At 57.8% G+C, this 13,847-nt stretch carries 12 protein-coding genes; 3 read left to right on the top strand and 9 right to left on the bottom strand.

From position 1 onward, the window contains the following. Window positions 1-20 precede the first annotated feature (20 nt). Window positions 21-692 (bottom strand): TRAP transporter small permease, encoded by a 672-nt coding sequence (locus N6L25_RS03555; RefSeq protein WP_271977920.1) that lies wholly within the window; start codon window positions 690-692, stop codon window positions 21-23. 156 nt (window positions 693-848) lie between these two features. On the opposite strand from N6L25_RS03555, the gene N6L25_RS03550 reads away from it, so the two are divergent. Then, the gene (locus N6L25_RS03550; RefSeq protein ID WP_271977918.1) at window positions 849-1,946 is read left to right on the top strand and encodes a TRAP transporter substrate-binding protein; all 1,098 of its coding nucleotides are present in this window, start codon (window positions 849-851) and stop codon (window positions 1,944-1,946) included. 86 nt (window positions 1,947-2,032) lie between these two features. On the opposite strand, the gene N6L25_RS03545 is transcribed toward N6L25_RS03550, so the two are convergent. Further along, window positions 2,033-2,833 carry a mechanosensitive ion channel family protein gene (locus tag N6L25_RS03545; protein WP_271977916.1) on the bottom strand — a complete coding sequence of 267 codons (801 nt, stop codon included), beginning with the start codon at window positions 2,831-2,833 and terminating at the stop codon, window positions 2,033-2,035. 12 nt (window positions 2,834-2,845) lie between these two features. Continuing rightward, entirely contained in the window at window positions 2,846-3,919 is a 1,074-nt protein-coding gene (locus tag N6L25_RS03540) for a hypothetical protein (RefSeq protein WP_271977914.1), read from the bottom strand. Between the two features lie 754 nt (window positions 3,920-4,673). Here N6L25_RS03540 and N6L25_RS03535 point away from each other — a divergent pair. Beyond that, window positions 4,674-4,994, top strand: coding sequence for a DUF6316 family protein (locus N6L25_RS03535; protein ID WP_271977912.1), 321 nt, complete (start codon window positions 4,674-4,676; stop codon window positions 4,992-4,994). Window positions 4,995-5,114: 120 nt separating this feature from the next. On the opposite strand, the gene N6L25_RS03530 is transcribed toward N6L25_RS03535, so the two are convergent. The 4 genes from N6L25_RS03530 to N6L25_RS03515 form a co-directional block, all read right to left on the bottom strand. Further along, a complete protein-coding gene (locus N6L25_RS03530; protein ID WP_271977910.1) occupies window positions 5,115-6,179 on the bottom strand; it encodes a thrombospondin type 3 repeat-containing protein in 1,065 nt (354 codons plus the stop codon). Window positions 6,180-6,201: 22 nt separating this feature from the next. Continuing rightward, on the bottom strand, window positions 6,202-7,269 hold the full coding sequence (locus tag N6L25_RS03525; protein ID WP_271977908.1) for an OmpA family protein: 1,068 nt from the start codon (window positions 7,267-7,269) through the stop codon (window positions 6,202-6,204). A gap of 550 nt (window positions 7,270-7,819) precedes the next feature. Further along, window positions 7,820-8,182 carry a DUF4870 family protein gene (locus N6L25_RS03520; protein ID WP_271977906.1) on the bottom strand — a complete coding sequence of 121 codons (363 nt, stop codon included), beginning with the start codon at window positions 8,180-8,182 and terminating at the stop codon, window positions 7,820-7,822. An 83-nt stretch (window positions 8,183-8,265) separates the two neighbouring features. Then, window positions 8,266-8,886 (bottom strand): LysE/ArgO family amino acid transporter, encoded by a 621-nt coding sequence (locus N6L25_RS03515; RefSeq protein ID WP_271977904.1) that lies wholly within the window; start codon window positions 8,884-8,886, stop codon window positions 8,266-8,268. A 118-nt stretch (window positions 8,887-9,004) separates the two neighbouring features. On the opposite strand from N6L25_RS03515, the gene N6L25_RS03510 reads away from it, so the two are divergent. Then, entirely contained in the window at window positions 9,005-9,937 is a 933-nt protein-coding gene (locus tag N6L25_RS03510; protein WP_271977902.1) for a LysR family transcriptional regulator ArgP, read from the top strand. On the opposite strand, the gene N6L25_RS03505 is transcribed toward N6L25_RS03510, so the two are convergent. Further along, window positions 9,900-11,573, bottom strand: coding sequence for a methyl-accepting chemotaxis protein (locus N6L25_RS03505; protein ID WP_271977900.1), 1,674 nt, complete (start codon window positions 11,571-11,573; stop codon window positions 9,900-9,902). The genes N6L25_RS03510 and N6L25_RS03505 overlap by 38 nt on opposite strands. 219 nt (window positions 11,574-11,792) lie before the next feature. Next, window positions 11,793-13,814 carry a PhoX family protein gene (locus tag N6L25_RS03500; protein ID WP_271977897.1) on the bottom strand — a complete coding sequence of 674 codons (2,022 nt, stop codon included), beginning with the start codon at window positions 13,812-13,814 and terminating at the stop codon, window positions 11,793-11,795. Window positions 13,815-13,847: the final 33 nt, after the last annotated feature.

Genomic DNA, 13,847 nt, shown 5'->3' with positions numbered 1-13,847 from the left:
GACCAAGAACTTCCATAACCTCAGTCATGGCCTGCCTCCCGGTTCTTCCCTTTTAATGCCTCGGGCTGATCCGGCTCTTCGAACTCGTCCGCCAGGCCGATTTCCGATGTCAGTTCATCCAGTTTGGAATCGTATTCATCCGGGTGATGCCAAGACAACCAAGCGCCTGGACTGACGAGGTTACGGACCCCAGCCAGCAGGAACTGAGCCGCGCCCACCGCCAACCCGATGGGAGCAATCAGGTACACCGTCCACAATGGCATCCCCAAGGACGGCATTTTCCGGCCGGTACCCTGCAGTTTCATCACGTATTCCCAGGCGTACACCGCCAGCAGTGCCAGCAAGCCACAAGACACGAAACTGACTATGGTGAGCAAAATCTTCTGGCCAACGGGTGGAAGCAAGTCGTGCAGTGCCGAAACCCGGATATGCCGGGCATTACGAACGCCGTGCCCTACGCCGACAAAGGTAACCACCACCACCAGGAGCTGCGCCACCTCATCGGCAAAGGACAGGCTGGCGCCAAGGTTGCGGGCAAATACATTGATGACACTGACGGCGGCCATGGTCAGGATGCCGACAATCAGAATGGACTTTTCAATAAAATTGAGGCCGATATCCAACCAACGAAAGGGAATTTTGACGTAGTTTCCGACGCGTTGGCGCACTGAATCCTCGGTCGGCACAGTCATCGCAGAGGCTCCATTTCCCATGACTTTCTGCACAGTATAGGTTGTTAAAGGTGGCAAACATCAAGAAATTTGTCTATCTAATAAGCTGTTACCAAGAAATTCTGGATGATTGTTGCCAAATTCATGAAGAGGAAAAGATCGCAAAGGAGATACCAAATGACGATACTCACACGCGGGCTCGCAAGTTTGTTCGTAGCCCTTTCACTGATCCTGGCGGGGTGCTCCGATAGCGGTAACGACGAACAAGCGGCTTCGACTGCCGCGCCTTCTGCTCAGCAAGCCGAATCAGAAGCGATGGCGGAACCCGTTACCTGGCGCTTTGCCCTGGAAGAAATCGAAGGCAGCGTTCAAGACGCCTATGCGCAAGAGTTCAAGCGTCAGATCGAAGAGATCTCCAAGGGTCAGATCTCCATTGAAATCTACCCCTACGGGGCTCTGGGCACATCGTCCCAACTGACTGAACTGGTGCAGGATGGTTCCATCCAGCTGGCTTTCGCATCGCCGGGCCACCTGGCCTCGGTGATACCGGAAGTCGGCATTTTCACGCTGCACTTCGTGCTATCCGATGACAACGACATTAACAAGGACGTGCTTTCCAGCGAGCGGGTTCATGGCCTGTTCGAAGCCCCCTACGCAGACCAGAACATGAAGCTGCTGGGCATTGTTCCGGAAGGCTGGATGGTTTGGACCGGCAGCAAGCCGCTTCGGTCACCGGACGATTTCAGGGAATTCAAGATGCGCACGATGACCTCCCCAATCCTCACCGAATCCTACAAGGCATACGGCGCCAACCCATCGCCAATGCCCTATTCCGAGGTATACAGCGGCCTGCAGCTGAAACAGATCGACGGTCAGGTCAATCCCATCTTCGCAATCGAGGAAATGAGCTTCTACGAGGTGCAGGAAGCCATGACGTTCGCCAATCACGCTCAGTTCATCACCACCCTGGTGTCCAACAAGCAGTGGTACGAAGGACTGGCTGAAGATCAACGTCAGTGGCTGGATGACACACGGGCCAAACTGGTGGATTACATCTACCAGAAACAAGCCGAGTTCAACAATGAGCGCCTGGAGAAGATCAAGGCCAATAGCGACATTGAAGTGGTGGAACTCACCAGTGAAGAGCGGGAAGTGTTTCGCGCCGCCAGTATGAGCGTACGGGACATTTATCTGGAGGATGCTGGCGAACGGGGTCAAGAGATCCTCACCACCATCACCGAAATGGTCAAGGAGGCGGAAGACGGCCAGATGTGAATTTCAGTCGTTGAACAAGGCCCCGTCAAGGCACGGTTTCGACCGTGCCTTTTTGCACCTGCCGATCAACTGCTGCCACGCCCCAGTCAGCCAACCAACGATTCGACACAGGTAAATTGAACGCCTTCTTTCGCCAAAGCCTCGGCACTGCGGGCAACCAGATCACTATTAAAGGCGAACTGATCACTGGGGGCCAGCGGATAGGCCTTGATCTTGTAACACATGCCATAAGGGCGGTTATACACATGAACCAGCACCGGCTGCCAGGTTTTCACCAGCGGACTGGTGTAGGCGACGTCCCTCAGCAACGCCCTGATCCGGCCAACGTCGTGGCCCGGCTGCAGACAAAGCTCGGTGACACACATCAGGTTATCGCTGCCATCGGTGCTATTAGAAATCAGCGCACTCCACAGCACGCTGTGGGGAATCACCACCACCGTGTCGTCCGGGGTGGTGATTTCCGCAGCCCGAGTTCCGATGCTCCGAACCTCACCATATTGGCCATTAATTTCAATCCAGTCACCGGGACGATAGGGCATTTCATACAGCGTTACGATGCCGGCAATGAGGCTGTTGGCGTAATCCTTGAACGCGAAGCCGAGGGCCAGTCCGAGCGCGCCAAACACCGCGAACATGTTCTCGAACGATGGTTCAATCAGTACAGGCACCACCAACACAATGGCAGCGACAATCACCAGCAGACGCAGTAACGGCACCGAAGCCAGCAAATACAACCGGGTCTTGCCGCCCAGTGAATACGCCAGCCTTGGCAGGAACGTCTGGATCAAAGTGATCAACACGGCGGCCACCAGCACCAGCATGATAGCCTGGAACACCGACTCCGACGTCAACGAGGACAACGCCGCCTTAAGCCCAAAATCCCCCATCGCAATCTCCTTTTAGAAGCCGTCCACCGGATAGCCCTCGCCCTGCAACTGGCGACGGATCCATGGATAGGCTTGGGCTGTTACCTGCCAGCCGTCTTCTCCGTTGGCAACCAGCTCGTATCGCTCCAGCCAGCGAAGCGCACGGAGCACATCAAGGCTCGTCAACGCGGTCACCAAGGCGAGTCGATCCGTGGTCAGGCCAGCGTGCAACAAGATCGAGTGGAGCACGCTCGTCATCGGCCGGGACACCGTTGACACCTCCGGCAGGCTCACCTGCTCCAGGGGAATGACCCAACAATCCCGGGTTGCGGTGCCGGTTGGCGATGCTGCCTCGCCATCGCCCGCCAACTGGGCGTCGTCCGGGCGGGCCCGAAGCGCCCGTTGCCAAATGGCCAGGGCGACGCCGGGGTTACCCCGCGATAGCGCCGCCAGATCCTTGAGGTAGGTACTGTGGCGACCAGCACCAAGCGCCGGCCGATCCTTGAGCGGGATGACCCAATCGTTGTTGTTTGCCATGCGGACCCGTAAGGGCGGCCGACTGGCATTACCGGGTAGAGATTCCAGCCAAACCGCCAGTTCTTCCGCCCCCATGGGGGCCAGGGTCTGAACCGTCACCGGCAGATCGGGCAGGTAACGCTGCCAGAAGCTCCAGCACCAACTGGAGCAGCCGACGACACCGGGAGCGCACTGATCACTGGCCACCCGGTTTAGCAGCTCCCTGATCGCCGCCAAGCCGGCATAGTTTCGAAGCCAGAACTTCGCCAGTTCCGGAATCACCCAGGGTTGATCCAGCGGTTGTCGATCCCACCAAACCGCCGCCGCGTCCGGGCTCATCAATAGGTCTTCGGGGGGCTCGATGACCTGCCAACCATACCGCTCAGCCAACAAACCCAAAGGTTGGCAAAGCCCAGAGAATGGCGGCGCCACCAACAAGACGGAGCGGGCAAGCTTCTGGCCAGGGGCGGCTTCCTCCAATGCGTTCGCCAGCGCGCTGGCACGCGCCTGCCAATCCGGCTCTGGCGCAAGCCGTCTCAGCTGCAGCTGGGTGACAGCGGCTATCTCTGACTGGCCGACAAGATCACCCATGTCATGCCTGTATCCCCGGTGTAGTCGCGTCCATGCCGAACGCAAAGCATCCTTCAGGGTATGCTTGACTGAAGCCGACGGCAGCCTCCAATCGGCCAGAGGGATCAGCCCTCCCGGCAAAGCCGAACCCGTGTCGATACCCTGCTCCTGTACCGTCAACGGCGCTCCTCCTGTCCCGATTCTGTCACGCTGCCCCCCTCCAAAGAACCGACTTCCATTGATGATCGTAGCTGATCCGCTCCGAGCCAATGGCCTCTACCGCATTAGGCCCTATAAGCCTGCCCTCGGACAAGGCCAGTGACTGCCAAGCCGCTTGCTCCTCCCATAATGCTAAGACATAACACCCCCATGTACCCCAGTTACTCATTACACGAAGGCAAATCATAATCACCACCACCCTGGTCGTAGCCCTCACTGCGCAGCCCCTGACAATCTGGCACCGCAGCGCCAGACTCGTCATTGCGTCCACTGGGAGAGCACCTTACGCCCTATAGATAGCCTTAAACGGGGAAGAATCCATCAACGACGGTTGCTATACACCATAGATGTCATTCGTCTTAAGGTGTGACCCGGATCACAAAATGAATGTTACACTTAAAAACTCTGTCCTTCGGGTGGAGGGAATCTGCACTGCTTGAAACTGCTATTTCAATCAGCAAGCCGCCGTTTTGCAGGCTGGGCGCATGTGTGCTCACTCACGCTCACGCCAAGCCCCTACTAGAGCCTGTTGGTGGCTGGGGTTACAGGAATAACTATGCATCATGATTCACAAACACTTGCCGAACCACAACAGTTAGAGAAGGTAGCCGCACTACCGAACCGCTTCGTTGAAACTTCCGTGGGTTGGTACGTACTGACCCGGGAAAGAGCGGACCTCGGCCCCTATACCTCCCTGTCCGAGGCTAAACGTGCGCTGTCCCGCCACCTGAAACAACACGAGCGCGTGGCCAACCGATCGCCTTACGCCTCGTTCTCCGGCTTTTATCTACACGACCCCCAGACGTGTCACAAGATCAATTGTGGGCGATGTGCAGAAGCGGACGCCATGGCGCAGAAAATGAATTCCGGGTGGTGACCCAGCAGTGCAGCGAAATCTCGGCCCCATCCCAGGCCTCGCCACTTTGTGCAGGCCCAAACAAGAAAAGCCCCGAAATGTCGGGGCTTTTCTTGTTCTGGTAATCAACTGATTTGCAGATTACAGCGCATCAGGGCTCGCACAGACTGCGAACACGTCGATACTCTCTAGCACGTTAACGCCGCCGAGACTGATAGCGACTTCATCAAAGTCCGCCGCAGTGTCGAACACCAGGAACCCGACCGATTCGTCGTTGATCATTCCCAGCAGATCCAACTCTGCCAAAGTCAAATCGCTGAAGGTTTCCTGTACGGCACCGTCCAGTCGAGTTGTGACATCGATGGTACTCAACAGCGAGATACTCAGCAGGGCATCTGCATCAGCAATGGCCACTCCCAATTTGTTGGGCGCTTCGTATGTCTCCACGGCATCCGTTACAGTCAGCGTCGCCCCACCCAACAACGTGGACTGCAGGGTTGCGCTGTTCAGCAGATGACTGTCAACAACGTTGCCAGCGTTGACAACGCAACCTTCTAGGCAGAGGACGGAGTCAGTTCCACTTGCCGAAGCCGCGGGCTCCTGAAATGGCTTGTATGGGGCTGCCGCTGCTGTGCCACAGGCGTACGCATCGTCACCGGTATTGTCGACCGGGTCGCAGGCATCACCGATGCCATCACCGTCGGTGTCGGTTTGCGGTGCGTTTGCAGTATTCGGACAGTTGTCCTCACTGTCCTGCACACCATCGCCATCAGTGTCGGTGTTGTCATCGCAAGCGTCACCAATGCCGTCGCCGTCTTCATCTTCCTGGCCCGGGTTAAAGTCGAATCGGCAATTGTCGTCACCGTTGATGATGCCGTCGCCATCATCATCGCCGTTGGTTTCGCACCCCGGTGCATTGTTCGGATCGGCCGGACAATCATCCACGGAGTCGTCGATGCCATCGCCATCACGATCACTGTCACAGACATCCCCGAGACCATCGCCGTCCAGATCTTCCTGGCCAGGATTGGGAATCAGCACGCAGTTATCGTCCCCATTACGAATGCCGTCGCCATCGTCATCGCCATTGAAGATAGCGCTGTCGCCAGCGACCGCGGCACCGGACGAACTGTCTGACTGACAACCCGCCAACGCCAACAAGAATGTAACCAGTACAACCAAAGGCCAATTTAGTTTTGTTTTCATACCTTACTACCTTCCTCTCTCGTCACTCGGAGATGACATTGAATTCAACTCGGCGATTCCGTTCGCGACCTTCCTCGGTATCGTTACTCGCGATAGGCCGAGTCTCACCATAGCCAACCGCTGTCAGCTGCCCAGGATTGACCCCGTTCTCGATCAGGTAGTTCCTGACCGAATCCGCACGTGCCTGAGACAGTTTCAGGTTGTAGCTGTCGGAGCCCGACGCATCGGTGTGGCCAGCGACTTCCACGTCCAAATCTTGTTGGCCTTTCAGCGCGTCCGCAGCACGATTGAGGATGTCGCGAGCGTTGGCGGTCAGGCGATCGGAATTAAGTTCGAATTTGACACCGCTGAGCACCACCGACTGCACCTGATCGGTTTTCACGCAACCCAAGGCATCCACTTGCAACCCGGCCAGGGTGTTCGGGCACTGGTCAACTCCGTCCACCACGCCGTCCTTATCGGAATCCGCCAGCTCGATGACCCGCTGGGATTCCACCACCACCGGCCGTTCGATCACCGTGACTTTTTCAACGACCTGGCGACGGGTGACGCCAATGGGAACGGTTATACCCAGGCCGAAGTGCCAATCAAACAGGCCATCATCATAGTTGTCATACAGGTAACGCACCTCACCACGCAGGCGAAGCCCTGACTCGGTAAGCGGCGAGGTCAGCACACCCAGGCCGAGGTTGGCGTAGCCATCAAACTCACTGGCGGGATTGTTGGCGACATCGTTGCGGGAAACCCCCAGGCCAACCAGGCCGTAGGGTGTAAACTCGGCATCACCAAACAGGCGGTAGGATATGTCCATCCCCAGTCCCTGCTGGAAAAAGTCCGGACCACCCTGCTCACCCGTTTCGATGACGCCGGCAAAAAAAGTCGGCTCCAGCCACCAATGGCGGTCGAGCCGAATGCCGTAAATGGCTCGCACCGCGGAACCGTATTCGTCAGATCGATCATCATCTGGCTCAATGTAGACCCCCATCACAGAAATCTCATTGGTATGCTGTACGCTATCGGTGGCATAGCTTGGCGTCACAGCAACTGCTGCCAACGCCGTCACAAGCGCTTTTTTCCCCAGTCCTTTCATCGCAATCCCCTTCATGGATGGCCTTGTTGTTTAAAGTTATTTAGCAAACCTAACCACTTGCGCCTACTCACCACAAAACGTTCACCCACACGACGGCGTTCCCTCTCTCTTTGTGGATGGTCGATTTTGTAAATGAGTAAACGGTGTTTCCTTACCTGACCCATTGCGATGTTGCACCGAAACTACCGTGGCTGACAGCCATGAATAGACACACGCTGCGTTCACACTTTCGCACAGCTCAAAAATTGATCAGTTTAGCTTTTGTAATTCTTTGTGCTCTTCTGCAAACAGGCTCTTATTTAAGCCACTGACTCTTTTTGTTCCGCTGAGGGCCAGGAAAATTGCACATCTGTGCTAACAACATACCAAAAGTGCACACTAAGAAATTGGCCTTTTTTTCGCTAATTAACGTCATCCTTGTCAGGATAGGCCAATAGAATGCAAGCAAGGTCAAATCACTTTAAATATAGAAACGTATGGCGCGGCTCCGTAGAGGAATGGCATCGATCAGAATGTCACCCCTTTTGTCCGCTCGGGCTTAGAACGGCACTTAGGGCGACGCCCCATCGTTGAGGGCCAGTGCGCCCTTAACGATGCGGTAAATCATCCATATCGACACCGCAAACAGGATCAACCACCCGATAAGTAGAAAGGTCGTGATGGTGCCAATGACCATCCATAGCAAACCGATCCAGAAGGTACGGATCTGCCAACGAAAATGGGGTTCCACCCAGGTGCCAAGAACATCGTCCAATTTGATGTAGTTGATAATGACTCCGACGAGCCCGGTGACACCACCGGAAAAAAACACCAGCGCCTGGAGGATGTATACCGTCACCGCCAGGTTGCGGGCCGGTTCGGAACGACGAGCAATAGGATCGGATTCTGCGGGAATATATTCCTGGTCAGCCACGCAAAGCTCTCCATGGGTGGGTACATTGATAAACATATCACAACCGAATCGATCGCCACACAACCCAGGCGGCCCCAGTGCCATCAGACAACCGCAAGCTGAATGCCATTGACCACAAGATGCAACGCAATGGCGGCCATCATGGTGGCGATGACGCCATCAATGATACGCCAGGCCAGCGGTCGGGCCAGTATGGGTGCCAGCATCGCCCCACTCCAGGCCAGCAGCCCAAACCACAGCACCGAGGCGCTACTGGCACCAGCCAGAAATCCGAACGGCTCCGACTGTTGGGCGCCCACGGCGGGCACCAGCAACAGCGTATCCAGATACACCTGCGGGTTCAGCAGTGTCACCGCCAGCGTGGTGGCCACCACGCTCCGCAATCGACTGCCCCCGGATTGCCCGGATTTCAGTTGCACCCGGCCGAGCACTGCGCGCCAGGTTGCCACCACGGCTAACCAAAGCAGAAAACCAACCCCTAGCCAACGCAGCACATCGAGGGCGACGGGATACGTCAACAACAGCGCGCTCATGCCAAACATACCGGCACTGAACAACAGAATGTCCGAGCTCATACAAAGCCCGGCCACCCACCAGTGGTGTTCGCGCCGGACGGCCTGCCCCAGCACATAGGCATTCTGGGCTCCGATCGCGACAATGATCCCGCCACACACTATCAGCCCGGTCAGATAACTCTCCAGCACGTTCCAGCCTCCCGATTGGCTATGTCGACCGCTCCCGGTCGGCGATCTGATGGCGCCAGAGTACGCTGAAGAAGCTATACTGAAAAATCATTATCCTAATGACGCATTAGTTTTTCTTATGCTTGATTACAAATTGCTCCAGGCCTTGGCCGCAGTGGTGGAGGCGGGCGGCTTCGAACGGGCCGGCCATGAATTGGGCCTGTCCCAATCGGCGATTTCCCAGCGCATTAAATTGCTTGAGAGCAGGCTGGGACAGCCGGTACTGGTAAGACATCCAGAACTTCAAGCCACCACCCTCGGACGACAGTTGCTCAATCACGTTCAGCAGGTACAGCTCCTGGAACGCGACCTTCAACGCAACCTGCCAGAACTTCACAACGAACGTAGCCGACTGCGCATCGCCCTGAATGCCGATTCCCTGGCCACCTGGTGGGCCGAAGCCATCGGCCAGTTTTGCCGGGATGAAGCGTTGCTGCTGGACCTGGTTATTGAAGATCAGGATGTCGGCCTGCGCCGGATGCGTGAAGGGGATGTCGCCGCCTGCCTGTGCGCGAGCGATCAGCCCGTCGCCGGCGCGCGCTGTGTTGCCCTGGGGCGGATGACCTACCGGGCCCTGGCACGAGCGGATTACCTGGCGCAGCATTTTCCCAAAGGGCTTGAGGCCCACCGTTTTCGTCAGGCCCCCGCCATCGTGTTCGGTCCTCACGATCAGCTGCAGCACCGCTTCCTGGCACAGAGTGGCTATCACGGCCAGTTCCCTTACCATCTCTGCCCGTCATCCGAGGGATTTGTGCAACTGGCCAGGGCGGGCATGGGGTACGGTATGATTCCAGACCATCAGGGGAACCCGTTGATCGCGCAGGGCGAGCTGCGAGATATGGCACCAGAAACTCCGCTCCAGGTGGAGCTGTTCTGGCATTTCTGGCGTCATGGAGGCACTTTCATGGACCGGCTTACCCAGGCACTATTGCGCTACGCCGCTGCAGGCTTAGGATGCCCCTCTCCAACCGGGCTCATCCCTGACTGTCCCGAGCCTCCAGGTTTGGCTTAGCGCTGGCGTTTACGTTGGCGTTGGCGTTGGCGTTGGGTTTGTACCCCAGCCGGAATCCCCCCCAGTGCTTGCCGCGAACATAGATCGGGACCGACAGGTCGTGCATGATCTCACCGGTATCCCGGCGGTAAGTCTGCAGGAGCATGTCCTCAGTATGGCTGCCGCAACGAACGCCGGTGCGGTCATTGAAAAGCCGCTTGCTGCGGCTTTTCAGCAGGTCTACCTCCGGCTTACCGGTCGGTAAATGAGCAAACTCCCGATTGTGGGTGGGGACATAACCGTCCGGCGCACAGGCAATGGCGAACACCAAGGCCGAATGGGCACTTTTAACAGGTTCCTGAATGGCCGGAAGCCGATCGTCGGTAAAGCGGTCGAATCCGCAATGATACTTTGGCGGCTCGGTGTCCGGAATCCGCTCCCGGTTTCGATCAAACAGGTCAGCCTCCCGTAACTGTCCGTCCGCCAAGGCTTGCTCCAACATAGTCCCGATGCGCTCCGCGCCGGCCCGCGCCTGCTGGTAGAAAAACTGGTGGTAACTGGCGTCACTGCTTTTGGCGTAGGCGGCATTGGCGTCTTCCGCCAACTCCATGAGCTTGGCTGCCTGCACCGCCAACGATTCGACGCTGATGTCGCTTTCCGCAATCTGGTCCCTGAGTGCGGCAATGGCGTGAAACATCTGCTGGAGACTGTCGTCGTTGTGCTGATCGTTGGCCGCCATCTGCACCACTCGCTGCTCAAGCTGATCGGACTGTTCTCGAATTTTTTGGAGGCGTTCGCCAACACCTTGCACCGAAGACAGCCCGTCATCCACGCTCTCCGCCAACGCTTCGATGCGGGACACGATCAAGGAGGTATCGCTGCGAATCTCGTCCAGAGTTGCCGCCACTTCACCGGTGGCCTGAGCGGTACGGGCAGCTAACTGACGTACTTCGTCCGCCACGACCGCAAAGCCACGCCCCTGATCGCCAGCGCGGGCCGCCTCGATGGCCGCGTTGAGCGCCAGTAGATTGGTCTGCTCGGCGATCCCCTGAATCACGCCGGTGACCCCCTGGATGCGCTCTGATTTTTCGTTGAGGTCCTGAATGCGGGCCAGATTTTCATTGGACTGCTGGTGGGCCAGCCGGACCCGTTCGATGGCCCCCTCCAGCGCCTGCCCCCCCTCTGCGCTCAATTGGCTTGCCAACCGCGCCATGCCAGCCGCTTCGTGCGCCTGCTGGGCGGACTGACGAACGGTATCGGAAATCTGACCGGCGTAGTCGGTCATCTGAGACGTTTCCCGCACCTGCTGGTCGAGACGCTGCTTAAGCTGATCGGAGGCGTGAGACACTTCCGCCGCAGAAATGGCGTTGGCGTCGGCATTGGCGGATAACCGCCGGATTAGCGAGCGGGCGGTCTCGGCATCGGCCACCAGTTTCTGCCCAGGCTCACCCAGCGGATTATCCGCTGTAACTTCACCCTCAAGCATTTGCCGAAGGCCGTGCTCCAACGGCTCCAGCACTCTCAGCACGAGGAATCCGGTGGCCGCCGCCAAACCAAGAATGACCCCCGCCACAATGGATAGCGGGTCCAACCCCAGCATCGGTGCCAAGGCATACCCAACAAGTGTCAGCAAAAGCGCGGTGATGGCTCCAGCCATAACCACGCGCCCCGATATTAACTTCATCACCACCCCAGCCTATGCTGCACAATGCGCCGAACGGCCATCGACAAAGCCTATGAAATTACGTTCTGGTTATAACTGATACTTTAGTGGTGTTTTCTGGAACGATGGGGAAAAGATCACAAACTCGCACATGAAAACGCCCCACTCCCGGTCAGTTCCGGGACGGGGCGCCTGCCGACAGGGGGTGGGGGGTTAGCTGCCGATCACGCCGCCATCGTCCTTGGTGACAATCACGGTGGCGTCTCGCGGGCGCTCGGAACCGGCGTCCGGCCAGAAGCCGTCAGGATGCTGAATATTGACGAACATGGTCCTGCAGTCCGGTGTGGTCACCACACCGGTGACCTCGCAACCAACCGGGCCCACAAAGAAACGACGGATATCCCGGGTGGCCGGATTGGCGGCCAGCATCATGTTGTTCTGGTACGGCGGTGCGTCGGAGCCATCGGTCTGGATCCACAACTTGCCCTTGGAGTCGAACCACAGGCCGTCGGGGCTGTTGAAATGATTGTCGGCGTCGAGCGTCACCACCGCCTCGCCATCGACAACCGTCTCGGTGCCCTCTTCACCGGCAAACACGAAAATATCCCACTCGAAGTCTGTCGCGGCATAGTCACCGCCCAGCTCCTGCCAACGAATAATATGGCCGTTGGGATTCGGCCCCTGGGGATTCGAAGCGTTGGTTTGATGCTCGGTACGCCTGGAGTTATTGGTTAGGGTGAAGTAGACCTCGCCGCTGACGGGATCGACAGCGCCCCATTCCGGCCGATCCATCGGCGTGGCCCCAGCGATGTCGGCAGCCAGGCGGGTGTTCACCAGCAGATCCGCCTGGCTGGCGAAGGGTTCATCAAAGCTAATGTTGCCAACCATTCCCGTGGTGACCGCGGCGTTCATCTTGGCAACAAAATTGGCGTCGTCCATCGACAGCGGCAGCCATTCCCCGGTCCCGTCGTCGCGGAATCGCGCCACATACAGAGTCCCTTCATCCAGCAGCGAACCGTCCGCAGTGGTAGCGTAATAGGGCTTGCTGGACACAAACTTGTAGATGTACTCGAAACGGGAATCGTCGCCGGAATAGCACACCACCGGCTGCCCTTCGGTCACCGGCGCGAAGATCACCCCCTCATGGCCAAAGCGTCCCAGTGCCGTACGTTTCTGGGGCTTGCTCGCTGGCTCAAAGGGATCAATTTCCACCATGTAGCCATAGGTATTGGGCTCGTTGCGGTAGTCTTCGATGGCGGATGCGCCAATGCTGGTCGCGTTGAACCGCACATACGCGTCTGCGCCGCCTTCAACAAGTTCCCAGTCGTAACGGGAGGCGTCCCCGACGCCATGGCGCTGATGCTCCTTGGGAGGATTGGCGTCGCCATTGGCAAAGTAGCCATGCCAGTTTTCTTCCGCGGCCAGATAGGTGCCCCAGGGCGTCGGCCCCATGGCGCAGTTGTTGAGCGTTCCACGGGTACGGGTGCCATCCGTGCTGAATTTGGTGTACAGCTTGTCAAACCCACGCAGCGGGCCTCGAATCTCCATTTCGGTGGCGCCGGTGATGCGACGATGGTACGGGCTCCCATGAACCACCGTCCATTCGCCACGGCTATCACGCATGACATGAATGACCGAGACTCCGTGTGCGGCAACCTCTTTGCGAACCTCGTCTTCCGGCCGGGCACCGGCGACGTAGGTGGCGCCGGCGGCATGGAGGGCGTCCTGATTGATGTATTCATGGTTCATCACCAGCAAGCCTTCGGCGGAACTGTCACCACCGGTTTTCAGATCGATGGAAAAAAAATGGATACCATCGTGGTGCATCCCTACCTGTTGCTCCTGATCCGCACCGGTGTTGCTGCCATCCGGGAGAAAATCCGGCAAAGTTCCGGTCAGCGGAGTCCCCCAGGGCACAAAGGCCTTGGCGCTATATCCTTCTGGCACCACGACTTCATTGAGCGTGGATACCGCAACCGCGGTAAAGCCCAGTTCCCGCTGTGATGCTTGCGCGGTATCGCCCGGGCCAGCGTTGTCACCGTCCTCATCATCGCTGCAGCCCACCAGAGTTGTTGCCATCAGACCCGCCAGTGCCGCCCCCACACTGCCCTTCATTACGGTCCGACGCCGCATGCGGCTGGCGAGCACCGAGGCAAATGGCGTGTTCCCGGACTCATTGACAACCGGTTCGTAATTCGGGTCTTGATAACGGGGGTTCAAATCTTTCTTGGCCATAGCGAGCATCTCTCTGAGTTATAGGTTAGACCG

Origin of the sequence: Marinobacter sp. SS21 (genome assembly GCF_028369065.1) — a bacterium.
Classification (GTDB): Bacteria; Pseudomonadota; Gammaproteobacteria; order Pseudomonadales; family Oleiphilaceae; genus Marinobacter.
Note: the sequence above shows the minus strand (reverse complement) of the source record. Positions and strands in the feature narration are given on the sequence as shown.

Excerpts from the sequence above, each read along its gene's own strand:
- N6L25_RS03530 (WP_271977910.1), bottom strand. The coding sequence starts at position 6,179 with ATGAAAACAAAACTAAATTGGCCTTTGGTTGTACTGGTTACATTCTTG.
- N6L25_RS03500 (WP_271977897.1), bottom strand. The coding sequence starts at position 13,814 with ATGGCCAAGAAAGATTTGAACCCCCGTTATCAAGACCCGAATTACGAA.
- N6L25_RS03525 (WP_271977908.1), bottom strand. The coding sequence starts at position 7,269 with ATGAAAGGACTGGGGAAAAAAGCGCTTGTGACGGCGTTGGCAGCAGTT.
- N6L25_RS03505 (WP_271977900.1), bottom strand. The coding sequence starts at position 11,573 with ATGGCTGGAGCCATCACCGCGCTTTTGCTGACACTTGTTGGGTATGCC.
- N6L25_RS03555 (WP_271977920.1), bottom strand. The coding sequence starts at position 692 with ATGACTGTGCCGACCGAGGATTCAGTGCGCCAACGCGTCGGAAACTAC.
- N6L25_RS03510 (WP_271977902.1), top strand. The coding sequence starts at position 9,005 with ATGCTTGATTACAAATTGCTCCAGGCCTTGGCCGCAGTGGTGGAGGCG.
- N6L25_RS03545 (WP_271977916.1), bottom strand. The coding sequence starts at position 2,833 with ATGGGGGATTTTGGGCTTAAGGCGGCGTTGTCCTCGTTGACGTCGGAG.
- N6L25_RS03535 (WP_271977912.1), top strand. The coding sequence starts at position 4,674 with ATGCATCATGATTCACAAACACTTGCCGAACCACAACAGTTAGAGAAG.
- N6L25_RS03540 (WP_271977914.1), bottom strand. The coding sequence starts at position 3,919 with ATGGGTGATCTTGTCGGCCAGTCAGAGATAGCCGCTGTCACCCAGCTG.
- N6L25_RS03550 (WP_271977918.1), top strand. The coding sequence starts at position 849 with ATGACGATACTCACACGCGGGCTCGCAAGTTTGTTCGTAGCCCTTTCA.